Origin of the sequence: Rhizobium sp. SSA_523 (genome assembly GCF_030435705.1) — a bacterium.
In the GTDB taxonomy this organism is placed as follows: Bacteria; Pseudomonadota; Alphaproteobacteria; order Rhizobiales; family Rhizobiaceae; genus Neorhizobium.
Genome location: NZ_CP129382.1, coordinates 1,990,380 through 2,007,815, shown reverse-complemented (window position 1 = coordinate 2,007,815; position 17,436 = coordinate 1,990,380). Strand labels below are relative to the sequence as shown.

22 protein-coding genes are annotated in these 17,436 nt (G+C 63.0%); 6 read left to right on the top strand and 16 right to left on the bottom strand.

Going from position 1 to position 17,436, the window contains the following annotated elements:
* Positions 1-160: 160 nt before the first annotated feature.
* The 3 genes from QTJ18_RS18020 to QTJ18_RS18010 form a co-directional block, all read right to left on the bottom strand.
* The gene (locus QTJ18_RS18020) at positions 161-955 is read right to left on the bottom strand and encodes a VOC family protein (protein WP_252752657.1); all 795 of its coding nucleotides are present in this window, start codon (positions 953-955) and stop codon (positions 161-163) included.
* A 101-nt stretch (positions 956-1,056) separates the two neighbouring features.
* Positions 1,057-1,524, bottom strand: coding sequence for a DUF1579 domain-containing protein (locus tag QTJ18_RS18015; protein WP_252752894.1), 468 nt, complete (start codon positions 1,522-1,524; stop codon positions 1,057-1,059).
* A gap of 93 nt (positions 1,525-1,617) precedes the next feature.
* Positions 1,618-2,346 (bottom strand): DUF899 domain-containing protein, encoded by a 729-nt coding sequence (locus tag QTJ18_RS18010; protein ID WP_252752895.1) that lies wholly within the window; start codon positions 2,344-2,346, stop codon positions 1,618-1,620.
* Positions 2,347-2,424: 78 nt separating this feature from the next.
* Between QTJ18_RS18010 and QTJ18_RS18005 the strand changes: the two genes are divergently transcribed.
* Positions 2,425-2,871, top strand: a complete 447-nt coding sequence (locus QTJ18_RS18005) for a MarR family winged helix-turn-helix transcriptional regulator (RefSeq protein ID WP_252752658.1) — start codon at positions 2,425-2,427, stop codon at positions 2,869-2,871.
* A gap of 106 nt (positions 2,872-2,977) precedes the next feature.
* On the opposite strand, the gene QTJ18_RS18000 is transcribed toward QTJ18_RS18005, so the two are convergent.
* Positions 2,978-3,400, bottom strand: coding sequence for an organic hydroperoxide resistance protein (locus QTJ18_RS18000; protein ID WP_252752659.1), 423 nt, complete (start codon positions 3,398-3,400; stop codon positions 2,978-2,980).
* 175 nt (positions 3,401-3,575) lie between these two features.
* Here QTJ18_RS18000 and QTJ18_RS17995 point away from each other — a divergent pair, with 175 nt between their 5' ends.
* Both QTJ18_RS17995 and QTJ18_RS17990 read left to right on the top strand, forming a co-directional pair.
* The gene (locus QTJ18_RS17995) at positions 3,576-4,052 is read left to right on the top strand and encodes a MarR family winged helix-turn-helix transcriptional regulator (RefSeq protein ID WP_252752660.1); all 477 of its coding nucleotides are present in this window, start codon (positions 3,576-3,578) and stop codon (positions 4,050-4,052) included.
* A gap of 278 nt (positions 4,053-4,330) precedes the next feature.
* A complete protein-coding gene (locus QTJ18_RS17990) occupies positions 4,331-4,918 on the top strand; it encodes a YqaA family protein (RefSeq protein WP_252752661.1) in 588 nt (195 codons plus the stop codon).
* Positions 4,919-5,035: 117 nt separating this feature from the next.
* Here the strand turns inward: QTJ18_RS17990 and QTJ18_RS17985 are convergent, their stop codons facing one another.
* The 3 genes from QTJ18_RS17985 to QTJ18_RS17975 form a co-directional block, all read right to left on the bottom strand.
* A complete protein-coding gene (locus QTJ18_RS17985; protein WP_252752662.1) occupies positions 5,036-5,602 on the bottom strand; it encodes a DJ-1/PfpI family protein in 567 nt (188 codons plus the stop codon).
* Between the two features lie 26 nt (positions 5,603-5,628).
* Positions 5,629-6,117: a GNAT family N-acetyltransferase gene (locus tag QTJ18_RS17980; RefSeq protein WP_489667200.1), complete on the bottom strand. Its 489-nt coding sequence runs from the start codon at positions 6,115-6,117 to the stop codon at positions 5,629-5,631.
* 243 nt (positions 6,118-6,360) lie between these two features.
* Complete coding sequence (locus tag QTJ18_RS17975) at positions 6,361-6,774, bottom strand: MerR family transcriptional regulator (protein ID WP_252752664.1); 414 nt, start codon at positions 6,772-6,774, stop codon at positions 6,361-6,363.
* A gap of 84 nt (positions 6,775-6,858) precedes the next feature.
* Between QTJ18_RS17975 and QTJ18_RS17970 the strand changes: the two genes are divergently transcribed.
* Positions 6,859-7,620 carry a cation efflux transmembrane domain-containing protein gene (locus QTJ18_RS17970; RefSeq protein ID WP_252752665.1) on the top strand — a complete coding sequence of 254 codons (762 nt, stop codon included), beginning with the start codon at positions 6,859-6,861 and terminating at the stop codon, positions 7,618-7,620.
* 205 nt (positions 7,621-7,825) lie between these two features.
* Here QTJ18_RS17970 and QTJ18_RS17965 read toward each other — a convergent pair whose 3' ends face one another.
* From QTJ18_RS17965 to QTJ18_RS17955, 3 genes are all read right to left on the bottom strand, one after another.
* Positions 7,826-8,077 carry a hypothetical protein gene (locus QTJ18_RS17965; protein ID WP_252752666.1) on the bottom strand — a complete coding sequence of 84 codons (252 nt, stop codon included), beginning with the start codon at positions 8,075-8,077 and terminating at the stop codon, positions 7,826-7,828.
* Positions 8,078-8,430: 353 nt separating this feature from the next.
* Entirely contained in the window at positions 8,431-9,747 is a 1,317-nt protein-coding gene (locus QTJ18_RS17960; RefSeq protein ID WP_252752667.1) for a DUF2254 domain-containing protein, read from the bottom strand.
* Between the two features lie 192 nt (positions 9,748-9,939).
* Positions 9,940-12,060: a S9 family peptidase gene (locus QTJ18_RS17955; protein WP_489667201.1), complete on the bottom strand. Its 2,121-nt coding sequence runs from the start codon at positions 12,058-12,060 to the stop codon at positions 9,940-9,942.
* 249 nt (positions 12,061-12,309) lie between these two features.
* Here QTJ18_RS17955 and QTJ18_RS17950 point away from each other — a divergent pair, with 249 nt between their 5' ends.
* Positions 12,310-12,705, top strand: coding sequence for a DUF930 domain-containing protein (locus QTJ18_RS17950; RefSeq protein WP_252752668.1), 396 nt, complete (start codon positions 12,310-12,312; stop codon positions 12,703-12,705).
* Positions 12,706-12,784: 79 nt separating this feature from the next.
* Here QTJ18_RS17950 and QTJ18_RS17945 read toward each other — a convergent pair whose 3' ends face one another.
* From QTJ18_RS17945 to QTJ18_RS17920, 6 genes are all read right to left on the bottom strand, one after another.
* Complete coding sequence (locus QTJ18_RS17945) at positions 12,785-13,279, bottom strand: GNAT family N-acetyltransferase (RefSeq protein ID WP_252752669.1); 495 nt, start codon at positions 13,277-13,279, stop codon at positions 12,785-12,787.
* 131 nt (positions 13,280-13,410) lie between these two features.
* Positions 13,411-13,719 (bottom strand): hypothetical protein, encoded by a 309-nt coding sequence (locus QTJ18_RS17940; RefSeq protein ID WP_252752670.1) that lies wholly within the window; start codon positions 13,717-13,719, stop codon positions 13,411-13,413.
* A 169-nt stretch (positions 13,720-13,888) separates the two neighbouring features.
* Positions 13,889-14,338, bottom strand: coding sequence for a nuclear transport factor 2 family protein (locus tag QTJ18_RS17935; protein WP_252752671.1), 450 nt, complete (start codon positions 14,336-14,338; stop codon positions 13,889-13,891).
* 161 nt (positions 14,339-14,499) lie between these two features.
* On the bottom strand, positions 14,500-15,165 hold the full coding sequence (gene trhA, locus QTJ18_RS17930) for a PAQR family membrane homeostasis protein TrhA (protein WP_252752672.1): 666 nt from the start codon (positions 15,163-15,165) through the stop codon (positions 14,500-14,502).
* Positions 15,166-15,496: 331 nt separating this feature from the next.
* Positions 15,497-15,817 (bottom strand): TraR/DksA family transcriptional regulator, encoded by a 321-nt coding sequence (locus QTJ18_RS17925; RefSeq protein ID WP_252752897.1) that lies wholly within the window; start codon positions 15,815-15,817, stop codon positions 15,497-15,499.
* A 19-nt stretch (positions 15,818-15,836) separates the two neighbouring features.
* The gene (locus tag QTJ18_RS17920) at positions 15,837-16,247 is read right to left on the bottom strand and encodes a universal stress protein (protein WP_252752673.1); all 411 of its coding nucleotides are present in this window, start codon (positions 16,245-16,247) and stop codon (positions 15,837-15,839) included.
* 178 nt (positions 16,248-16,425) lie between these two features.
* On the opposite strand from QTJ18_RS17920, the gene QTJ18_RS17915 reads away from it, so the two are divergent.
* Entirely contained in the window at positions 16,426-17,427 is a 1,002-nt protein-coding gene (locus QTJ18_RS17915) for a VOC family protein (RefSeq protein WP_252752674.1), read from the top strand.
* Positions 17,428-17,436: the final 9 nt, after the last annotated feature.

The window sequence follows — 17,436 nt, the reverse complement described above, 5'->3', positions numbered from 1 at the left end:
CCGGCTTGATGTTCGATCTTGTTCCTGAACGCTTCAGCCCGGCCATGCGATCTTCTGGCTCTGGGGCGCGGCCATCATGCTGTCGCTTCTGGCCTATTGCGCCTCGCGCGGCGTCGTGCTGCCGCTGCGCGAGCGCCAAAGGGAGGCGGGTGGGCTGTCCTCAGGCCGGTGAGACCACGGCAAAGAAGGCGCCCTGCGGATCCATGGCCTGAACGATCTGGCTGCCGCCCGGCACGTCCTGCGGGCCGAAAACCACGGTGCCGCCGCCCTTGCTGATCTTTTCGGCCGCCTCGGTCACGGAGGGCACGTTGATGTAATAGGACCAGCACGGCACAGGCACTGTGGGCGGACGCGTCATCATGCCGCCGACCTGGCGTCCCTGATGGGAAAAGATCAGGTAATCGCCCATTTCCCCCATCGGCATGGCATGGTCCAGCGTCCAGCCGAACATCCTGCCGTAAAAGGCCAGCGCCTCGCGGCCATCGCCGGCATAGAGTTCCTGCCACCCGAATGTGCCGGGCGACCCGATCGGCGCCATTGGCGGCGGATTGTCCATCGGCAGCGGCGTCATGATGCACAAGACCGCGCCGTGCGGATCGGCCACCACCGCCATGCGCCCGACGCCGGGGACATCGAAAGCCTCCTTGCGCACCGAGCCTCCCTCCGCCTTGAAGCGGGCCACCATGTCATCCACATCGTCCACACCGATATAACCGGTCCAATTCGGCGGGATCTGCCCCGCCATCTCCGGCGGAAGCGTCATGAAGCCGGCCACGCCGCAATCCTCGTCGCCGGCCCGCGTGTCGAATATGCCGTAATCCTCGCCCTCCATATCGGGCATGGGCATTGTCTTCGCGTTCCAGCCGATGACGGAGCCGTAAAAGGCGGCGGCCTTGTTCATGTCGGTCGTCATCAGTTCGCACCAGATGAAGGTGCCATGGTTGGGAGAGGGCATCGAACGATCCTTTGCCAGAGGCTGTTGAGAGAGATCAGGCGCATCATAGACGCGACTTGCCTGACATCCGTGTGACGCCGGACAGGGCCGGTCAGCTTGCGTCAGGCGAGCCGCTTGTAATCGGCGCGCATGAAGGTGTGCCAGCCGCCATCCGGCTGTTTGGCGCTGGAGGTGAAAATCCGGGTATCGTCACCGGTGAAGATGATCTCTTCGCGATAGGCCTGGGTGACGGACGGGTCGTCAAAGCTCGGGCCGGTCGTGTAGAGGCTGAGCGTCGAGCCGTCTTCGGACACGTCGCCGTCATAGACCCACATATGCTCCATCATCGTGCCGATCCAGCTGCCGATATAGCGGCCGGTCTGGCTGTTGTAGCCGAGGGTGAGAACCGTCGTGGCCGCAGCGCCGCCCGGCATCTTGCCGCGCCCTTCGGCCACGAACCAGAGATCGTGCAGCGACCGGACCTCCTCGATCCAGTCCTCGCCATCGGTCATATCCGCGGCAGAAACCTGCCAGCGTCCGACAAGCCTTTGCAGAAAGGCGTGCTCGGCACGCGGCTTCGGCATGGTCATGTCCATTGGTCTCTCCTCCCTGGAGCGCAGGATCCTGCGTTGTCTTGGTCTTGGCCGGTGCTGCGAATGGATTGGACCATCCGGATCGAACCACTAGTGGCAGCAGCCCGATGGCTTCGGCGCGGACTCGTATTCGTCGTGGCGCTTCACGAAGTTCATCGTCGAGTCTTCATTGCGGCCGAGCGGCGCCTGGTCGAGGATCATCATCGTGCCCAGCATCTCTTCGCCACCGCGGGCATAGGACGAATAGGTGTGGAAGATCTGTCCGGTCTCGTCCTTGAAGAAGGCGGACTGGCCCGGCAATTCATCATGCGCCTGGGCCGAGGGCGTGTCGCGGAAATTGTAGAAGACCGAGCCGGAGGCGAGTTCCTCCGGGGTGAAGGACACACCGAAATCATGGTTGAAGCGGCTGCCGTAAGAGGAAACCCAGGGAAAGCGCCATCCCATGCGGGTCTTGTAGGCTTCGATCTTGTCCAGAGGTGCGCGGGAAACGCAGACGAGCGTCACATCGTGATGGTTGAGATGCGGCAGCGTGCCGTCCAGATGGTCGGCCAGGAAGGAACATCCCTCGCAGCCGGCCTCCCAGTCGGGCCCGAACATGAAGTGATAGACAATCAGCTGGCTGCGACCGTCGAAGAGGTCGGACAGGCTTTTCTCGCCGGCCGGGGTCGCGAAGCGATAGTCCTCCTCCACCTTCACCCAGGGAAGCTGGAGCCGCTCGCGATTGATCGCATCGCGCAGCCGCGTCATTTCCTTTTCGCGCTGAAGCAGGACTTGCCGGGCCTTCAGCCATTCCTGCCGCGAAACAACGGCATTCTGCATTGCCTTCTGCGTCATCATATCCTCCCAGATGTCGCCGGCCAAACTTGACAATTGCGTTGATATCAACGTATATAGGTCATGTCAAACATAAATGTGATTCCCTTTTCAACCACCATTCATGTGCGCGATACCTGCCTCTGCCTGCACGTGCAGCGGGCGGCCCGCGCATTGGCGCGTCGTTTCGACCAGGCCTTGCGCCCGGTGGGCCTGACCAATGGCCAGTTTTCGCTGCTGATGTCGCTCAACCGTCCCCAGCCGGCCCCCATGGGCTCCGTCGCATCGGTTCTCGACATGGACCGCACGACGCTGACGGCGGCGCTGAAGCCTTTGCAGCGGCGCGGGCTGCTGGAGGTCGTTCCGGATCCGAAGGATGCCCGCGGCCGGCTTTTGACGCTGACGGAGGAGGGGCGGGAGCTGCTTCTCCAGGCCCTGCCGATCTGGACGCGCACGCATGCCGAAGTGGATATGGTGATGGGCGAGGGCGGAACGGACCGGTTGCGGATGAGCCTGGCGCAGATCCGGTGACTGGATCTTGCGACGGGACATGCCATCTCGATGACCATGCAGTCTCAAACAGGAGAAAGGGCCGCTTGCGCGACCCTTCGAAAAGCAATTCTGCCGTGAGGCCCGCTCAGGCGACCGAGACGGGAACTTCGGTCGACGTCCGCATGGCGTGGCTGTAGGGGCAGACGATATGCGCCTTGGCCACCAGATCTTCCGCGGTTTCGCGGTCAAGGCCGGGAATATCCACGACGAGCGAGACTTCAATGCCGAAGCCGGTGCCGTCGTCACGCGGGCCGATGCCCACCGTGGCCGTGACCGTGGCATCTTCGGGGATCTTCACCTTCGCCTTGCCGGCGACATTCTTCAAGGCGCCGAGGAAGCAGGCGGAATAGCCGGCAGCAAACAGTTGCTCGGGATTGGTGCCGGTTGCGCCATCGCCGCCGAGTTCCTTCGGCACCGTCAGCGTGACATCGAGAACGCCATTGTCGGAATGAGCGCGGCCGGCGCGACCGCCGGTGGCAGAAGCCTTGGTGGTGTAGAGTATAGCCATGATCGTCTCCTTGGTTGAACCTGTACGGCGCGACGCAGCCTTTGCCGATCGCTTGATAAAAGCTGTTGCACAATTCGATTGTGCACAATATATTTATGCGCATAGAAGTTCGGCGTCAAGCCTGTGCGCCCTTAAAAAATATAGGGCAGGCGGCATCGAAGTCAGGAGGCGTGCCATGACGGACCAGAAGACGAAGGATCCAACCATCCGGCTGGAGCAGATGCTGTGCTTTGCGCTCTATGGTACGGCGCATGCTTTTTCGCGGGCCTACAAGCCGCTGCTGGAGCCGCTGGGACTGACATATCCGCAATATCTCGTGATGATCAGCCTTTGGGAGCGGGACGGTCAGCCGGTCAAGGCGCTGTCGGACGCCCTCGGCCTCGACAGCGGTACGCTGTCGCCGCTGCTGAAGCGGCTGGAGCAGGCGGGCCTTCTGGCGAGGGCGCGGGCCAAGGCGGATGAACGGCAGGTTCTGATCACCCTGACGCAGACGGGCCGGGCGCTGCAGGAGAAGGCCGCCGAGATAACGCCGGCCATTGCCCGCGCCACCGGCTGCAGTCTGGATGAGGTTGTTGCCCTTCGCGACCGGCTGATGGAGTTGCAGGCAAACCTGATCGAGGCCGGCGACCGGCTGGCCAGCGAACGGCGGTAGCGCATCGGGGCCAAAACGACTTGGTCTTTGCAAGAACCACAGGCCCTTTGGCCTAATGGATGCGATCCTCATGCTTCTGGGCCGGCCAGGTCGGCCGCAGCGCAGGCTCATGGTCAGCTGTCCGGGCGAAGCCTTGCGCCGGCGCGGCTCTTGCGCTACCGCGGCAGCCACCACCTGCCGGCCCCCAGCCCGCCTTCAGTCCCACCCCCGTCATCCCCACGCCCGTCTCACGCCTTTCTCACGCCTTTCTCACGCCATTCCCGCCGGAGCTCTCAGACATGTTGCGCAAACTCTATCTCTGGACCATGGCGCTTGCCGCCCGCAAGGCCGCCGCCTGGTGGCTGGCCGTGATTGCCTTCGTAGAGAGTTCGTTCTTTCTCGTGCCGGCAGACGTGCTGTTCATTCCCATGGTGCTGGCGCGGCCCAAGCGCGCCTATCTCTATGCGTTGATCGCGACGACGGCTTCGGTTCTGGGCGGCATTCTGGGCTGGATGATCGGCCATTATGCCTTTGAGGCGGTGGCAAAGCCGGTTCTCAGTTTCTATGGCAAGCTCGACACTTTCGACCAGCTCGCCGCCTCGATCCATGGAGAGACCATCCTGCTTCTGCTGGTGACGTCCGGTCTCGCCCATCTGCCGCCGATCAAGGTGGTGACCATTCTCGCGGGGGTCGCCAATTTCAGCCTCGGCCTCTTCATCGCCTCCGCCGTCATTGCCCGCGGCGCCCGTTTCTTTGCCCTTGCCTGGCTTCTGAACTCCTATGGCGAGGAGATGCGCCGGTTCATCGAGCGACGGCTGAAACTGGTATCGGCGCTCGCCGCCGCAGCGCTGATCGGCCTTTATGCGCTTTATATGCTGAAACACTGAGACCGGCGCCGGCAAGAGCGGCTAGAGCGGCAAGAGCGGCAAGAGACGGCGAGGGCGCGCGCCGGTCACAGCGAAGGCTGACGCACGGCCCCGAGCGACACTCGTCGATGACTGCGATCAGGCATGTTCCGCGGCAAAGCCTGCCATTTCCGCCTGCGCCTCCGGCGTCCACAGGTCCAGCGCCTTGAGGATCTCCACCGTGAAGGTGAAGGGCGATGTGCCGGGCGCGGTGATCACGCCGCCATCCGAGACGGCCTGCGGCCGGTCGCGATAGAGTGCCTCGCCCCGATAGCCCGCCTGCGCCTTGTGCGCGAGGAGCGCATTGCCGGTATGCGCGACCGTGTTCAGCAGGCCAAGACCGGCCAGCGCGCCGGCGGCCGCGCAGATGCCGGCGATAAGCTTGCCCTTGGCGCGGAAGGCTGATGTGAGCGGGCCAAGATCGGGCGCCGTTCCGTTTTCCCAGCTCATGCCGCCCGGAATGACCAGCGCATCGAAATCCTGCGCATCAAGATCGGCATAGGCGCAATCCGGGGTGACGCTCAGCCCGCCCATGGAGGTGACAGGCCCGCCATCCGGCGAAGCGGTGACGATTTCGGCCTGCAGGAAACTGCGGGCAACGGCGGTCAGCAGGCCGATTTCCCAATCGGCATAATCGGGGGTGAGGGCGATCGCGATGCGGGCCATATCCTGTTCCTTATCCAGAGGGATCGTCAGGCCAGCGGCTGCAGGAAGCGCATGCCGGTGACGGGGCGCGGAATGAAATCCATCTGCTCGTAGAAGCGATGCGCGGCGAAATTGCCGGTGGCGGCCGAGACAGAGAGGAAATCGCAGCCTTGGGCGCGCGCGCAATCGCGGGCCCGGGCCACCAGATGCTGGCCGATCCCATGGCCGCGATGGCCGTCACGGACGAAAAGATGATGCAGATCCATGCCGCGCTTGGCTTCCTGGGCGCGGTAGAGCGGCACGAGAATGGCGTAGCCCATCAGGCCATCGCCGCTATCGGCAACCAGCGCCTGGATCCAGGGCATGGGGCCGAACAGGTCGCGCTCCAGAGCCTCCGGCGTCATGGCCGAGGCGTCGCCATGATGGGCGGCCAGCTGGGCGATCATGTCGTTCAGCTCGGGCAGGTCGCGCGGTTTGGCAACCCGGATATTGATCACCGAGGGGCGGAGGAGGGAGATTTCGGTATCTTCAGGCATTTGCGGCATCCTTTGGTGGTTTCGTGCCGTCAGGTGCCGTCTTGTTACAACAAAGCCGCCTGACGGCGGCTTGTTGACATTGTGATCTGTCGAGCCGCCCGTTACCGGTAGGCCCAAAAATACGTCACGGAGATGGGTGCGCGTTCGATCATCATGGCGTCATCCATGCGCCGCTTTTGAAGGTCTGTCAAGAGGCGGGAGGAAGCGAGAGGCGCTGGCTCCGGCTCCGTGGCATTTCACGTCTCAATGCTCGTGCTCGCACAGGGCATGGTCGGAGAGCGCGCGGATCACATAGCAGTCCTCCACCGTATGGCCGCCGCAATGGGAGACGATGCGTTCCAGCTCCGCCTCCAGCCGCTTCAGTTGGTCGATCTTCTGCCGCACCTCGAGGAGATGATTGGTGGCGATACGGTCGGCGCCGTCGCATGGCGCGTCCGGATGGCGGCTGAGCGCGATCAACTCGCGAATCCGCTCGATCTCGAAGCCGAGATCGCGGGCATGGCGGATGAAGGTCAGGCGCTCCACATCACTGCCACTGTAGCGCCGCTGATTGCCCTCCGAGCGCTCCGAAGGCGCCATCAGGCCCATCTGCTCATAATAGCGGATCGTCGGGACCTTCACCCCGGTCCGCCTGGAGACGTCACCAATCGAGAACATTGCCGAAAAAACCTCTTGAACCTCTAGTCACTAGAGGGATTATCTGTGGTGTCATCGACAGATTGCAACAAAAAAGGTGACGTCATGAGTGCGGGCTGCTGCGACCACAAGGCAAGCTTCGAAGGTTTATCGGCCGATTACAAGCGCAGGCTCTGGGCGGTCATCGTCATCAATGCAGTGATGTTCGCCGTCGAAATGACGGCAGGGCGTCTTGCCGGGTCGCAGGCCCTGCAGGCGGACGCGCTGGATTTCTTTGCCGATGCGGTGACCTACGGAATTTCGCTGGCAGTGATCGGCGCTTCCCTGCGGGTACGCACGACGGCTGCCGCCGCCAAGGGCATCAGCCTGTTCCTGATGGGCCTGTTCGTCTTCGGCTCGACCGTCTACCGCGTCTTCGTGGTCGGCGTGCCGGAGGCTCCCATCATGGGCGTCATCGGTTTTCTCGCTCTGGTGGCCAATCTGGTCAGCGTGCTTCTGCTTTTGCGCTACAAGGATGGCGATGCCAATGTGCGCTCGGTCTGGCTCTGCTCGCGCAATGACGCCATCGGCAATGTCATCGTGATGATTGCGGCACTGGGTGTCTGGGGAACGGCAACCGCCTGGCCGGATCTTGCCGTGGCCGCCGTGATGGCCGGGCTCTTCCTGACCTCGTCGGTGCAGATCCTGAAACAGTCCTATGCGGAATGGCAGGCAGGCGGCACGATCGACCCGGACCTGGACCCGCATGATCATGGCGGCCAAGGCCATTCCGCAGACGCCTGCTGCGGCGGGCATGCGCCACGCCCAGCCTCGGCGCATGGACATGGACATGGACATGGGCATGGGCATGCGCATGACCATGCCTGACGGAGACTGAAGGACATTGAGAAGAAAGGGGATGCCGGCTCGAAGGGACGGCATTACCCTTTCGGGCAGCCATCCGGGCCACAGAGTAGGTAGGCCTTCGGATCCAGAGGTTAGATCAGGGTCTCAGGGCTCGGTTCCGCACCTTGGTTCCGGACCGCAGGGGTTTTCGGAGAGGCCGTGATCCGCCATGGGGTCGGCGAACTCTTTAGAACTCGGAATAGATGTCTTCGATCTGGGCCACAGTCGAGGCGGCTGCGCCTTCGGCCTGACGGCTTTCTTCCACCACCCAGAGCGCATTGGCGAGCGAGGAGGACAGAAGCGTGCTGCTGCCCGTCAGGGCGCCATCATGAAAACGGCGGGTCTCGACGGCCCTGTCCTGGACCGCTTCGGGTTTCCGCTCGTGGATCTGTGGCTTTGCGGGGTAACCGTAGCCACTCAGTCGGCTCTCAATCTGCATGGCGCTGGCTCGCGATAATCGAAGTGTTAATCCTTCGTTAACCGCTGAAGCTTGCGCGAGGCTTGCGTCTGGACACGATCGGCGCCGAATGGGCGTTGACAGGCAGACTGTTCTGCCGGGTGCCGCCCCGATCCCCTGCTTCGCTACATTGGGGAGCACAGATGTGCGCCGGGTTGCCGTCCGATCGAATCAGGAAGCGGCGCTTTCGCGCGGGCAAACCCGTCGCCGCATCCTCATCGGAGAGGGTTAACATAAGGTTGCCGGCCCTGGCTGTTGCTGGCTGGTCCTGGCTGGCAATGGCAGGCAATGGCCGGCTGGCAATGGAAGGCAGGCAATGGCCGGCAGGCCGGCGGTCACGCAAGGTCAGGGAAAAGCAGCTTGTGCTCGCGGCTCAGCCGCTGGCGGTCCTCTTCGAAGGTGAGGCTTGCCAAAGCGCGGTCATGCGCCAGTTCCGCCATCTGCCGCGCCGCCACGCGCAGGTCCGATTCCGCCTGTGCGGCAATGGCGGCAAGCGATTTCTGCAGCCGCAGGGCCACCTCGACGAGGCCTGCGCCATCGCGCGAGATCGGCATGAAAGCCGCATCCAGCAATTCGTCCTCCGTCAAAGGCAGGAGGTGGATCCGCTCGAAGCGGACGGGTTTCGCCTCCGGGGCCCGGGTCGGGGACTGGGACTGGGACTGGGACTGGGACTGGGCCGGAGACAGGGCAGGAGACTGGGCCAGGAGCCGTGTCAGCGTCGACAGCACGTCGATGGCGGTTCCGGGATCGTTGATGCCGGGCGACAGCGCCTTGGATCCGATTTCCGACAGGGTGATGAGACCGAAGCGCGGATCCTGATCGAAAGAGCGCCGCGGACCTATGGCGAAGGCCGCATGGATCGTCGCAGCCGCCGTATCGGGCAGCGTCTGGGCGGTGTCTTCCAGTACAAGATAGGCGACCGGACGGGAGGGATCGCACTGGCTGCCGGGCCGCCGGTTCACGTAGATCCGGGCCTTCAGCGCCTCTGCCAGCCGGTTCAGCGATCCCATGTCGAGATTCTGGACATAGCCCACTTGCGGGTGGAAAATGCCGATGGCTGCCTCCGGCGGCCCCGACCAGGCGGCGGCCCCCAGACCGGGATCGCGGCGATGCGCGTCGAGCGCCCGCCGGGCGACATCCTCGACGCGGGAAATGGTTTCCGCCACCCGGCCAAGCCCTGCCAGATGATCGATCCAGCGCAGCAGCGTAACGACGATGAAGGCCACCATGATCAGCGTGGCCAGGAAAAGCAGGAAACGGCCCCTTTCGCCATAAAGTTCGGTGTTCAACGCGATCAGGCCGATCAGCGAAAACAGAAAGGCGCCGAGAAAGGTCGAGAGGGCGCGCTGGGCGGTGCGATCTTCCAGCAGCAGGCTGGTGGCACGCGGCGTGGCGCTGCTGGCTGCGGCGGTGGTGGCCGAAACCAGCGTCGTCAGCGAGAAGGTGGTCACCGCCAGCATGCTGGAAGCAATGATGGTGAGGATGGAATCAACCGATTCAGCCCCGAAGGTGCGCGGCAGGTCTTCCGGCAGATAAGGCGCGAACCAGATGGCGGCGAGGGAGGCGCCAATGCCGAACAGGCAATAGAGCGTGGCGGTGAACCATAGCCGCCGCGTCATCCGCTTTAGAAACCACCATTGCTTGATGAACATCTGTTCCGATCGTCATTCGCGGTTGAGGCGCGGCCTGATTGAAGCCCCGAAGCGGCACAGCGCCGCCTCCGGGCACGGCTGCAGCGGGTTTCACCCATCAACGCCGGGGCGCGTGGACGGGTTCCACGCGCCACATTGCTCTCGCGATCAGGCATTCCGCGATCAGGCAGTTGGCGATCAGGCAGTTGACGATCAAGCGGTGCGGCCGACGACCTTCAGCGCAAAGGCATATTCGAAGGCGATCTCCTCGAGCCGCTGGAACCTTCCCGATTTGCCGCCATGGCCGGCGGCCATGTTCGTCTTCAACAGATAGGGACCGGCCTCGGGCGCGGTGTCCCGCAGCCGCGCAACCCATTTGGTCGGTTCCCAATAGGTCACGCGCGGATCGGTGAGGCCGGAAATCGCGAGAATTGGCGGATAGGGCCTGTCCGCCACATTGTCATAGGGAGAATAGGCGGCGATCCATTGATACTCTTCTGCGGACTCCAGCGGATTGCCCCATTCGGGCCATTCCGGCGGGGTGAGCGGCAGCGTATCGTCGAGCATGGTGTTGAGGACATCGACAAAGGGCACCGCAGCAATGATGCCGGCGAATTTTTCCGGCGCCATGTTGGCGATCGCGCCCATCAGCATGCCGCCGGCCGAGCCGCCTTCGGCGATGATCCGGTCATAGGCGGTGAAGCCTTGCGTCACCAGATGGTCGGCGGCGGCGATGAAGTCTTTGAACGTGTTCTGCTTCATTGCCATCTTGCCGGTCTCGTACCAGTCGAAACCTTTGTCCTTGCCGCCCCTGACATGGGCGATGGCATAGACGAAACCGCGATCGACAAGCGACAGCGCGTTCGTCGAGAAGGAGGCGGGAATGCTGATGCCATAGGCGCCATAGCCGTAGAGCAGGCAGGGTGCCGATCCATCCAGCGGGCAATCCTTGCGGTAGAGCAGCGAGACGGGCACGAGCGCACCATCATGGGAGGTCGCCATGACGCGGCGGGTGACATAATCGTCCGGATTATGGCCGGAGGGCACTTCCTGTGTCTTCAGCAGGCGGCGCTCGCGTGTCGCCATATTGTAATCGAACAGCTGGCTCGGCGTCGTCATCGAGGAATAGGAGAAGCGGATCGTATCGGTCTCGTATTCGGCGGCGCCCTGCAGACCCAGCGCATAGGCCTCTTCGGCAAAGGCGATGGCATGTTCCTCGCCGCTTGCGCGGTCGCGGACGACGATCCGCGGCAGGCCGTCGCGACGCTCCAGCCAGACGAGATGGCGGGCATAGGCCGCATGGGAGAGGATGAGCCGGCCCGGCTCGTGGCCCACGACTTCCGTCCAGTTGTCCTTGCCCGGTGCCGTGACCGGCGCCATCATGATCTTGAAATCCTTCGCGCCGTCGTCATTGGTCAGGATAAAGAAAACATCGCCGCCTTCGGTCAGCGCGTATTCGACGCCTTCCTGACGCTGCGCCACCAGTTGCGGTTCGGCCTCGAGATCGCGAGTCGACAGGATGCGGTATTCGGACGTCTCGTGATCGTGAATGTCGATGAAGATGAAATCGTCGAGAAGCGAGCCGCCGACGCCCATGAAGAAACCCGGATCGCTTTCCTCGTAGACCAGGCGATCGGCCGATTGCGGCTGGCCGAGAATATGATGGAAGACCTTGGACGGACGGTGGTTATCGTCCTGCAGCGTGTAGAAAAAGCTCTTGCCGTCCGGAGCCCAGACGCCGCCGCCGGCCGTGTTCTCGACGCGATCGGGTAGATCGCTGCCGGTGGAGAATTCCCGCACCCGCAGCGTATAATATTCGGACCCCTTGTCGTCATAGCCCCAGATGCCGCGCGTGTGATCGCTGCAGTGGTCGAGGCCGGACAGGCGGAAATAATCCTTGCCTTCGGCCTGCTTGTCGCCATCCAGCAGGAGCTCGCGCGCGCCACCGTCGCGCGGGGTGCGGAAATAATGCGCCTGCTCGCCGCCGGTGACATAGAGCGTGCCATAGGCGAAGGCGCCGTCCTTCATCGGCACGGAGGAATCATCCTCCTTGATGCGGCCCTTCATCTCGGCAAACAGGGTCTTCTGCAATTCGGCCGTATCGCCGAGAGCCGCGTCCATATAGGCATTTTCCGCTTCCAGATGGTTGCGGATGGCGGGATCGAGGAGGGAGGGATCCTTGAACATGGCCTGCCAGTTATCAGCGCGCAGCCAGGCGTAGTCGTCGGTGCGCGTGATGTCGTGGCGGGTATCCGTCTGCGGCCTCTTGTCGGCCTTGGGCGGCGTTGGAAGCGTGTGGAAAACGGCTTTGGACGAGGTCCGCAAAGGGCTCAAGATAAACTCCCGCATCAACTGAGACTATCGGCCAGAGATAAGCGGCGGCCGGGGCAAGGGCAAGGCGGCGGCGGGATTTCCTTGCGGCCACGGACAATCCACAAGGCAATTGCGCCGGGTGGAGCCCGATCACATCGGCCCATCCTCATGGCTGATCACATTTACGGTTCTTCCCGTCATGGTGGGTGGTCAAGCGGATACACGTCCTCTAGTTTCCGCCGCGTCCGAGTCATATTGGATGGAAATGACATGAATCCCGTTCTTCGTACCGCCATCGCAGGTCTCTGCCTGTCTATTGCAGTTCCCGCGCTGGCCCTCGACAATCGTATCGTCCAGCAACTCGATCGCCTCACGCCCGAGGAAAGGCGCGAGCAGCGCTGCGACATGGAGGCCATGAGCCGCATCGCCAAAGCCGATGGAAGCTACAGCCCGGACAAGGTCATCGCCTATACGTTCGGCGATACCGTCGAAAAGGGCAATTCCTTCCGGGCACCCGGAGCGGTCTTCCGCAGCAAGGGCGAATGGTATCGCCTGAAATACAGATGCGTGACCGCGGAAGACGGACTGAAAGTCCTGTCCTTCGAATACAAGGTCGGCGGCAAGGTGCCGCGCGGCAAGTGGCAGCAGTATTATCTTTACGACTGATCTTGCCGATCCAGCGTCCGAAAGGATGCGAGCTTTACGGCGATCCGAACAGCGATCGCCGTAAACGCCTGCCGGATCATCAGACCCGCAATTCCATGCAGGTGAGATCGAGCCAGCGGCCGAATTTCGTGCCGACCTCGCGAAAATGTCCCGCCTCGCGGAAGCCCAGGCTCTCATGCAGCCGGAGCGAGCCGAGATTGCCGGATTCGATGCAGCCGATCATGACATGGATATTGCCGGCGCGCGCTCTCAGGATCAGGTCCTGCATCAGGGCCTTGCCAATTCCGGCGCCGCGATGCTCCCTGTGCACATAGACCGAATGTTCGACCGTATGGCGGAAACCCTCGAAGGCGCGCCAGTCCCCATAGGCGGCATAGCCGCAGATCGTGCCCGAGATTTCCGCGACGAGAATGGGGAAGCCGCGCTCGCGCCGCGCTTTGAACCAGGCCTTCCGGTCCTCCAGATCGACCAGCCGGTCGTTCCAGATGGCCGTCGTGTTGGCGACCGCATCATTATAGATCTCCAGGATGGCCGGAAGATCGGCGGCGTCGGCATCACGAATGACAGGCTGCACAGAGGCATTCCACTATAATTGACTTTCGTCTCCTATAGCAGACAGACTTTCGGGCGACAAGGCGACGCACAGGGCCCAGAAGGCTTGCGCGCAGCAGATGGTTTGACCCATCGGGTTTTACGGCTTGACCCTTAGTCCGCAAGTGTCGCCGAGCCGTGGTCATCGGCGGGCCGGGCGCTGCCGGCCTGCGGCAGTGCGGCCTTCTGCCGGGCGAGTGCTGCGCGGATATGCTGCGAGGCCCGTTGTCCAATGCCCGAGAGCGCCAGCAACTGCCGGTCGGACAGAGGCGCCAGCTGGCTCAGTCTCCGGATCCGATTGGCTTTCAACGCCTGGACGATCCAGTCGGGCAGATTGCTGCGGCTCAACAGGTCGCTGTCGCCGGACCCGGCCTGGCGGGTTGTGCTGCGGGTGTTGCGGCTTTTTGTGCGCGAAGAAGGCATGGTCGGTTCCACTCGATCATTGCGTTGCAAGTGGTTTGGCGTGGCGACCATTTCCCTCCGGCATCAGCCCGAAGGAGTGCAGATCGCATCCAACCCCTGGCCAGTGCCAACATCCGGGCGCGCCCAGAGTTCCGGGCGCGCATTAGTTTTCACTCACATAATTCGGCGCTCAGGCATAACCGCCTTCGGCGCGCTGTTCTGCGAGTTCCTGCTGGGCGCGGTCGAGTTCGCTGCGGCCATCCGTGGTCTTCTGCGCGGGCGGCAATTGGCGGGGATCGAAATAGGTGCGGAAGGCGGCGATCTTGCCATCCTTCTCGTCCAGGACGGAAACGCCGCCATAGCGGAAAGACTTGCCGTCCAGGGTGCCCTCACTCACCCATTCCAGAAACGAGGCGCCGTCCTGGCTGACCACCGCCTTGAACTCCGAGGTGATCTTGTCGAAGCTGCCGCGATAGTCACGCCAGAACTTCGACGGGTCGCCCTCCGTTTGCCCATGCTCGCTCAGGAGCGGGTTGGAGACGGTTGCATTGGCACCGAACAGGGCGACGATCGCGTCGGCATCGCCGCTGTCCTCCAGCCGCTTCAGCGCCCGGATAAACTCCTCTGCAAGTTGAGACATGCTCTCTTCCTTTCCTTGGCAATGCAACACCAACAGGAAGGACGGGCGTCTGTTCCGTAAAATTCGGTCGGGACGGCATCCGGCGGGAGAAGGGACGTGTTGCGCGCGGCAAGCAGAGGCTGGCAGCAGACGCCGGGAGAGGCCGTGAGACAGGGCCTATGTCAGGCGCCGCCCGACAGGCTGAAACAGGTAAGGACCGCGGAATAGTGGACGGCGGCCGCGGCGATCACGAAAGCGTGCCAGATGGCGTTCTGGAAGCGGAGCCTCTCCCAGACATGGAAGATCACGCCCAAGGAATAGATGATGCCGCCAATGACGATCAGCCAGAGGGTCACCGGATGCAGGAGTTCCGCCAGATGCGGCACGACGACGACGCCGCTCCAGCCCATGCCGAGATAGAGCAGGATGGCCAGGCGGTCGTAGCGGCCGGGAAAGACGCATTTCAGCACGATGCCGAAGATCGCCGCCGACCAGACGAAGATCAGCATTGCGAGGATCAGCGGCTCGGAGGCGCCGCGCTCGAGAAATGGCGTATAGGTCGCGGCAATCAGCACGAAGATCGCCGAATGATCGAAGCGCCGCAGGATCCATTTCGTGCGGGAATGCGGCCAGATATTATAGGTGAAGGACGTGGCGAGACAGAGCAGCAGGCCAATGCCGTAGACCCAGGCGGCGACGAGGCCGCCCGAATTGGACCATAGCGTCGCATAGAAAATCAGCGCCGTGACGCCGATCAGCGCCAGGACGAGGCCGATGCCATGCACCACGCCGTCGGCCACAATCTCGTGGAAGTCATAGGTTCGGCCGAAGCTGAACAGGTCGGTCATGAAAACTCTCGTGCATGATGCGCCCGCTGATGCGCGATCCGACCGAGCACTGAAAGTCGAAAGGATCACGCGCCAGCATGAAAATGCTAGCGCCTTTCCGATCCTTCCGCATCGTCCAGCGCTCGCAGGTGCAACAATGCCGCTCCGCAGCCAAAGACGCAACCGTCTGGCAGGCGGTTTTGCCCATCACATTCCGTTGTGCGCCGTAACCTTGGCTGACCTGCGAAGGCCATGGCAGCTGCCGGGCGCCCCAAGCCGGCCCCGTACCTCTCAGAGACGGCGCCGCTCAAGAACGACAGTCTCGGGCCTATGCCCCTCAGGCCTGTGCCCCTCAGGCCGAGGCCGCGCAGTCGGCGCAAAGCGCGGCATGCGGGACGGCGTCCAGCCGCTTTTCGGAAATCGGCTCGCCGCATCTGGCGCAGACGCCGTAGGTGCCGGCGGAAATCCTGCCGAGAGCCGCGTCGACCGCGATCAATTCCCGCTGGCCGGCATCTCCCAGCCCTTCCAGAACCTCGTCATTATTACGCTCCACGGCGCGGTCATCGTCGTCGGGATTGCGCGGCTCGTCGAGATCGGTCTCGATCCGCTCCAGCCTCCGGCGCAATTCGGCCTGGCGCGCCTGCAGGCGGGCCTTGTAATCGGCGCTGTTCATCATTTTCTTCCTTCTTCGCTCAGCGATCCACCAGGACCGAGCATTTGGCATGACGGACGATGCGGTCTGCCGTGGCGCCGATGAAATAGTTCGAGAAATCGGGCACATGCGATGCGAGCATGATGAGATCGGCATTATTGGCTTCGGCGCTGGCCAGGATCTCATGCGCCGGGCCGCCCTGGCGGATATCGATCGTCGCATCGGCGGACAGTTTGTCACGCAGCGCGGTCAGATGCGACAGCGCATCCTTGCGCGCCTGGCCCATCAGGTCGAGCGGGATATCGACGGTCAGATAGCCGGGCACTTCCTCCACCACATTCACGAGGACGATCCTGCCGCCACTGTCCAAAAGGCTCATCGCCTTGGTCAACAGACGTTCACCCCGTTCCAGTTGGCCCATGTCGATGGCAACCGTAATGCTCTTGTACATGATGCATCTCCCCATGTGTGATGGGGGCACTGTGCGCGTCCTGCGCGCAGGCTGCCTTGAGCGAAGTCAAATTTAGCGGATCGACTGTGGAAGGACTGTTTCAATATCGTGAACATTGTTTCGCCAATCTCGCATCTTTCGTGAACGCCAGCCTGCGCCTACATCATGAACAAGACGAATGAGAAAGGCCGTTCCCATGCAGCCGCTTGCCCCCGCACCCCTGTCATCCACCTCGCCAACTCCGACGCCGACGCCTGCTGGCCCGATAACGCAGCCCGGCTTGCCAGCGGTGGCCACGAGCTTTGCGCTGACACGTCCCGCCCATGTGGCGCAGGCGCATCTGCAGGTGCAGGATCTGGATCGCCTGGTGGCCTTCTATCGCGACATCATCGGTCTGTCGGTCCTGCAGTCATCGCCCTCGGGGGCCGTGCTGGGGGTTGGTCCTCTGCCGCTTCTGACTCTCAGCACCGACAGGATGCTGGCCCGCGCACCGCGCGGCGCGTCTGGCCTTTTCCACACCGCATTCCTGGTGCCGGGCCGACAAGAACTCGCCGCCTGGCTCGCGCATGCCGCCAATGACGGCGTGACGCTGCAGGGCGCCTCCGACCACCTCGTCAGCGAGGCGCTCTATCTGGCCGATCCGGAAGGCAATGGGATCGAGATCTATCGCGACCGCAGGCCGGACGAGTGGACCTATCTCGCCGACGGCACCGTCCAGATGGCGACGGAACGCCTTGATCTGCAGGCACTCTATGACAGCGCGCCCCGGCAGCGTTTCGCCGGCATGGCCGAAGGAACGGCGATCGGGCATATCCATCTGCAGGTGGGGGATCTTGCGCAGGCGGATGCCTTTTACAGGGATGTTCTCGGGCTGAAGATCATGGCGCGCTATCCCGGAGCGAGCTTCTTCGCCACCGGTGGTTATCACCATCACCTGGCCGCCAATATCTGGAACAGCCGCGGGGCGGAACGACGCGAAAAGGGCATGACCGGCCTGGCCGACTACCGGCTGGTCTTCAGCGACACGGCTTTGCTGAACCAGGTGCTGGCAAGCCTGGAACAGCAGGAGATCGAGGTCCATCGGAGGAGCGACGGCTGGTCCTTCCGCGATCCTTCGGGCATCGGCCTGAGCCTTGGCGAGGCACCCTCCGCAACCGCCCCGACGACGCAGGCGACGTGACGGCGACTT

Coding starts and splice junctions, on each gene's coding strand:
- QTJ18_RS18020 (WP_252752657.1), bottom strand. CDS start 955: ATGCCCTCTCCCAACCATGGCACCTTCATCTGGTGCGAACTGATGACG.
- QTJ18_RS18015 (WP_252752894.1), bottom strand. CDS start 1,524: ATGACCATGCCGAAGCCGCGTGCCGAGCACGCCTTTCTGCAAAGGCTT.
- QTJ18_RS18010 (WP_252752895.1), bottom strand. CDS start 2,346: ATGCAGAATGCCGTTGTTTCGCGGCAGGAATGGCTGAAGGCCCGGCAA.
- QTJ18_RS18005 (WP_252752658.1), top strand. CDS start 2,425: ATGTCAAACATAAATGTGATTCCCTTTTCAACCACCATTCATGTGCGC.
- QTJ18_RS18000 (WP_252752659.1), bottom strand. CDS start 3,400: ATGGCTATACTCTACACCACCAAGGCTTCTGCCACCGGCGGTCGCGCC.
- QTJ18_RS17995 (WP_252752660.1), top strand. CDS start 3,576: ATGACGGACCAGAAGACGAAGGATCCAACCATCCGGCTGGAGCAGATG.
- QTJ18_RS17990 (WP_252752661.1), top strand. CDS start 4,331: ATGTTGCGCAAACTCTATCTCTGGACCATGGCGCTTGCCGCCCGCAAG.
- QTJ18_RS17985 (WP_252752662.1), bottom strand. CDS start 5,602: ATGGCCCGCATCGCGATCGCCCTCACCCCCGATTATGCCGATTGGGAA.
- QTJ18_RS17980 (WP_489667200.1), bottom strand. CDS start 6,117: ATGCCTGAAGATACCGAAATCTCCCTCCTCCGCCCCTCGGTGATCAAT.
- QTJ18_RS17975 (WP_252752664.1), bottom strand. CDS start 6,774: ATGTTCTCGATTGGTGACGTCTCCAGGCGGACCGGGGTGAAGGTCCCG.
- QTJ18_RS17970 (WP_252752665.1), top strand. CDS start 6,859: ATGAGTGCGGGCTGCTGCGACCACAAGGCAAGCTTCGAAGGTTTATCG.
- QTJ18_RS17965 (WP_252752666.1), bottom strand. CDS start 8,077: ATGCAGATTGAGAGCCGACTGAGTGGCTACGGTTACCCCGCAAAGCCA.
- QTJ18_RS17960 (WP_252752667.1), bottom strand. CDS start 9,747: ATGTTCATCAAGCAATGGTGGTTTCTAAAGCGGATGACGCGGCGGCTA.
- QTJ18_RS17950 (WP_252752668.1), top strand. CDS start 12,310: ATGAATCCCGTTCTTCGTACCGCCATCGCAGGTCTCTGCCTGTCTATT.
- QTJ18_RS17940 (WP_252752670.1), bottom strand. CDS start 13,719: ATGCCTTCTTCGCGCACAAAAAGCCGCAACACCCGCAGCACAACCCGC.
- QTJ18_RS17935 (WP_252752671.1), bottom strand. CDS start 14,338: ATGTCTCAACTTGCAGAGGAGTTTATCCGGGCGCTGAAGCGGCTGGAG.
- trhA (WP_252752672.1), bottom strand. CDS start 15,165: ATGACCGACCTGTTCAGCTTCGGCCGAACCTATGACTTCCACGAGATT.
- QTJ18_RS17925 (WP_252752897.1), bottom strand. CDS start 15,817: ATGAACAGCGCCGATTACAAGGCCCGCCTGCAGGCGCGCCAGGCCGAA.
- QTJ18_RS17920 (WP_252752673.1), bottom strand. CDS start 16,247: ATGTACAAGAGCATTACGGTTGCCATCGACATGGGCCAACTGGAACGG.
- QTJ18_RS17915 (WP_252752674.1), top strand. CDS start 16,426: ATGAGAAAGGCCGTTCCCATGCAGCCGCTTGCCCCCGCACCCCTGTCA.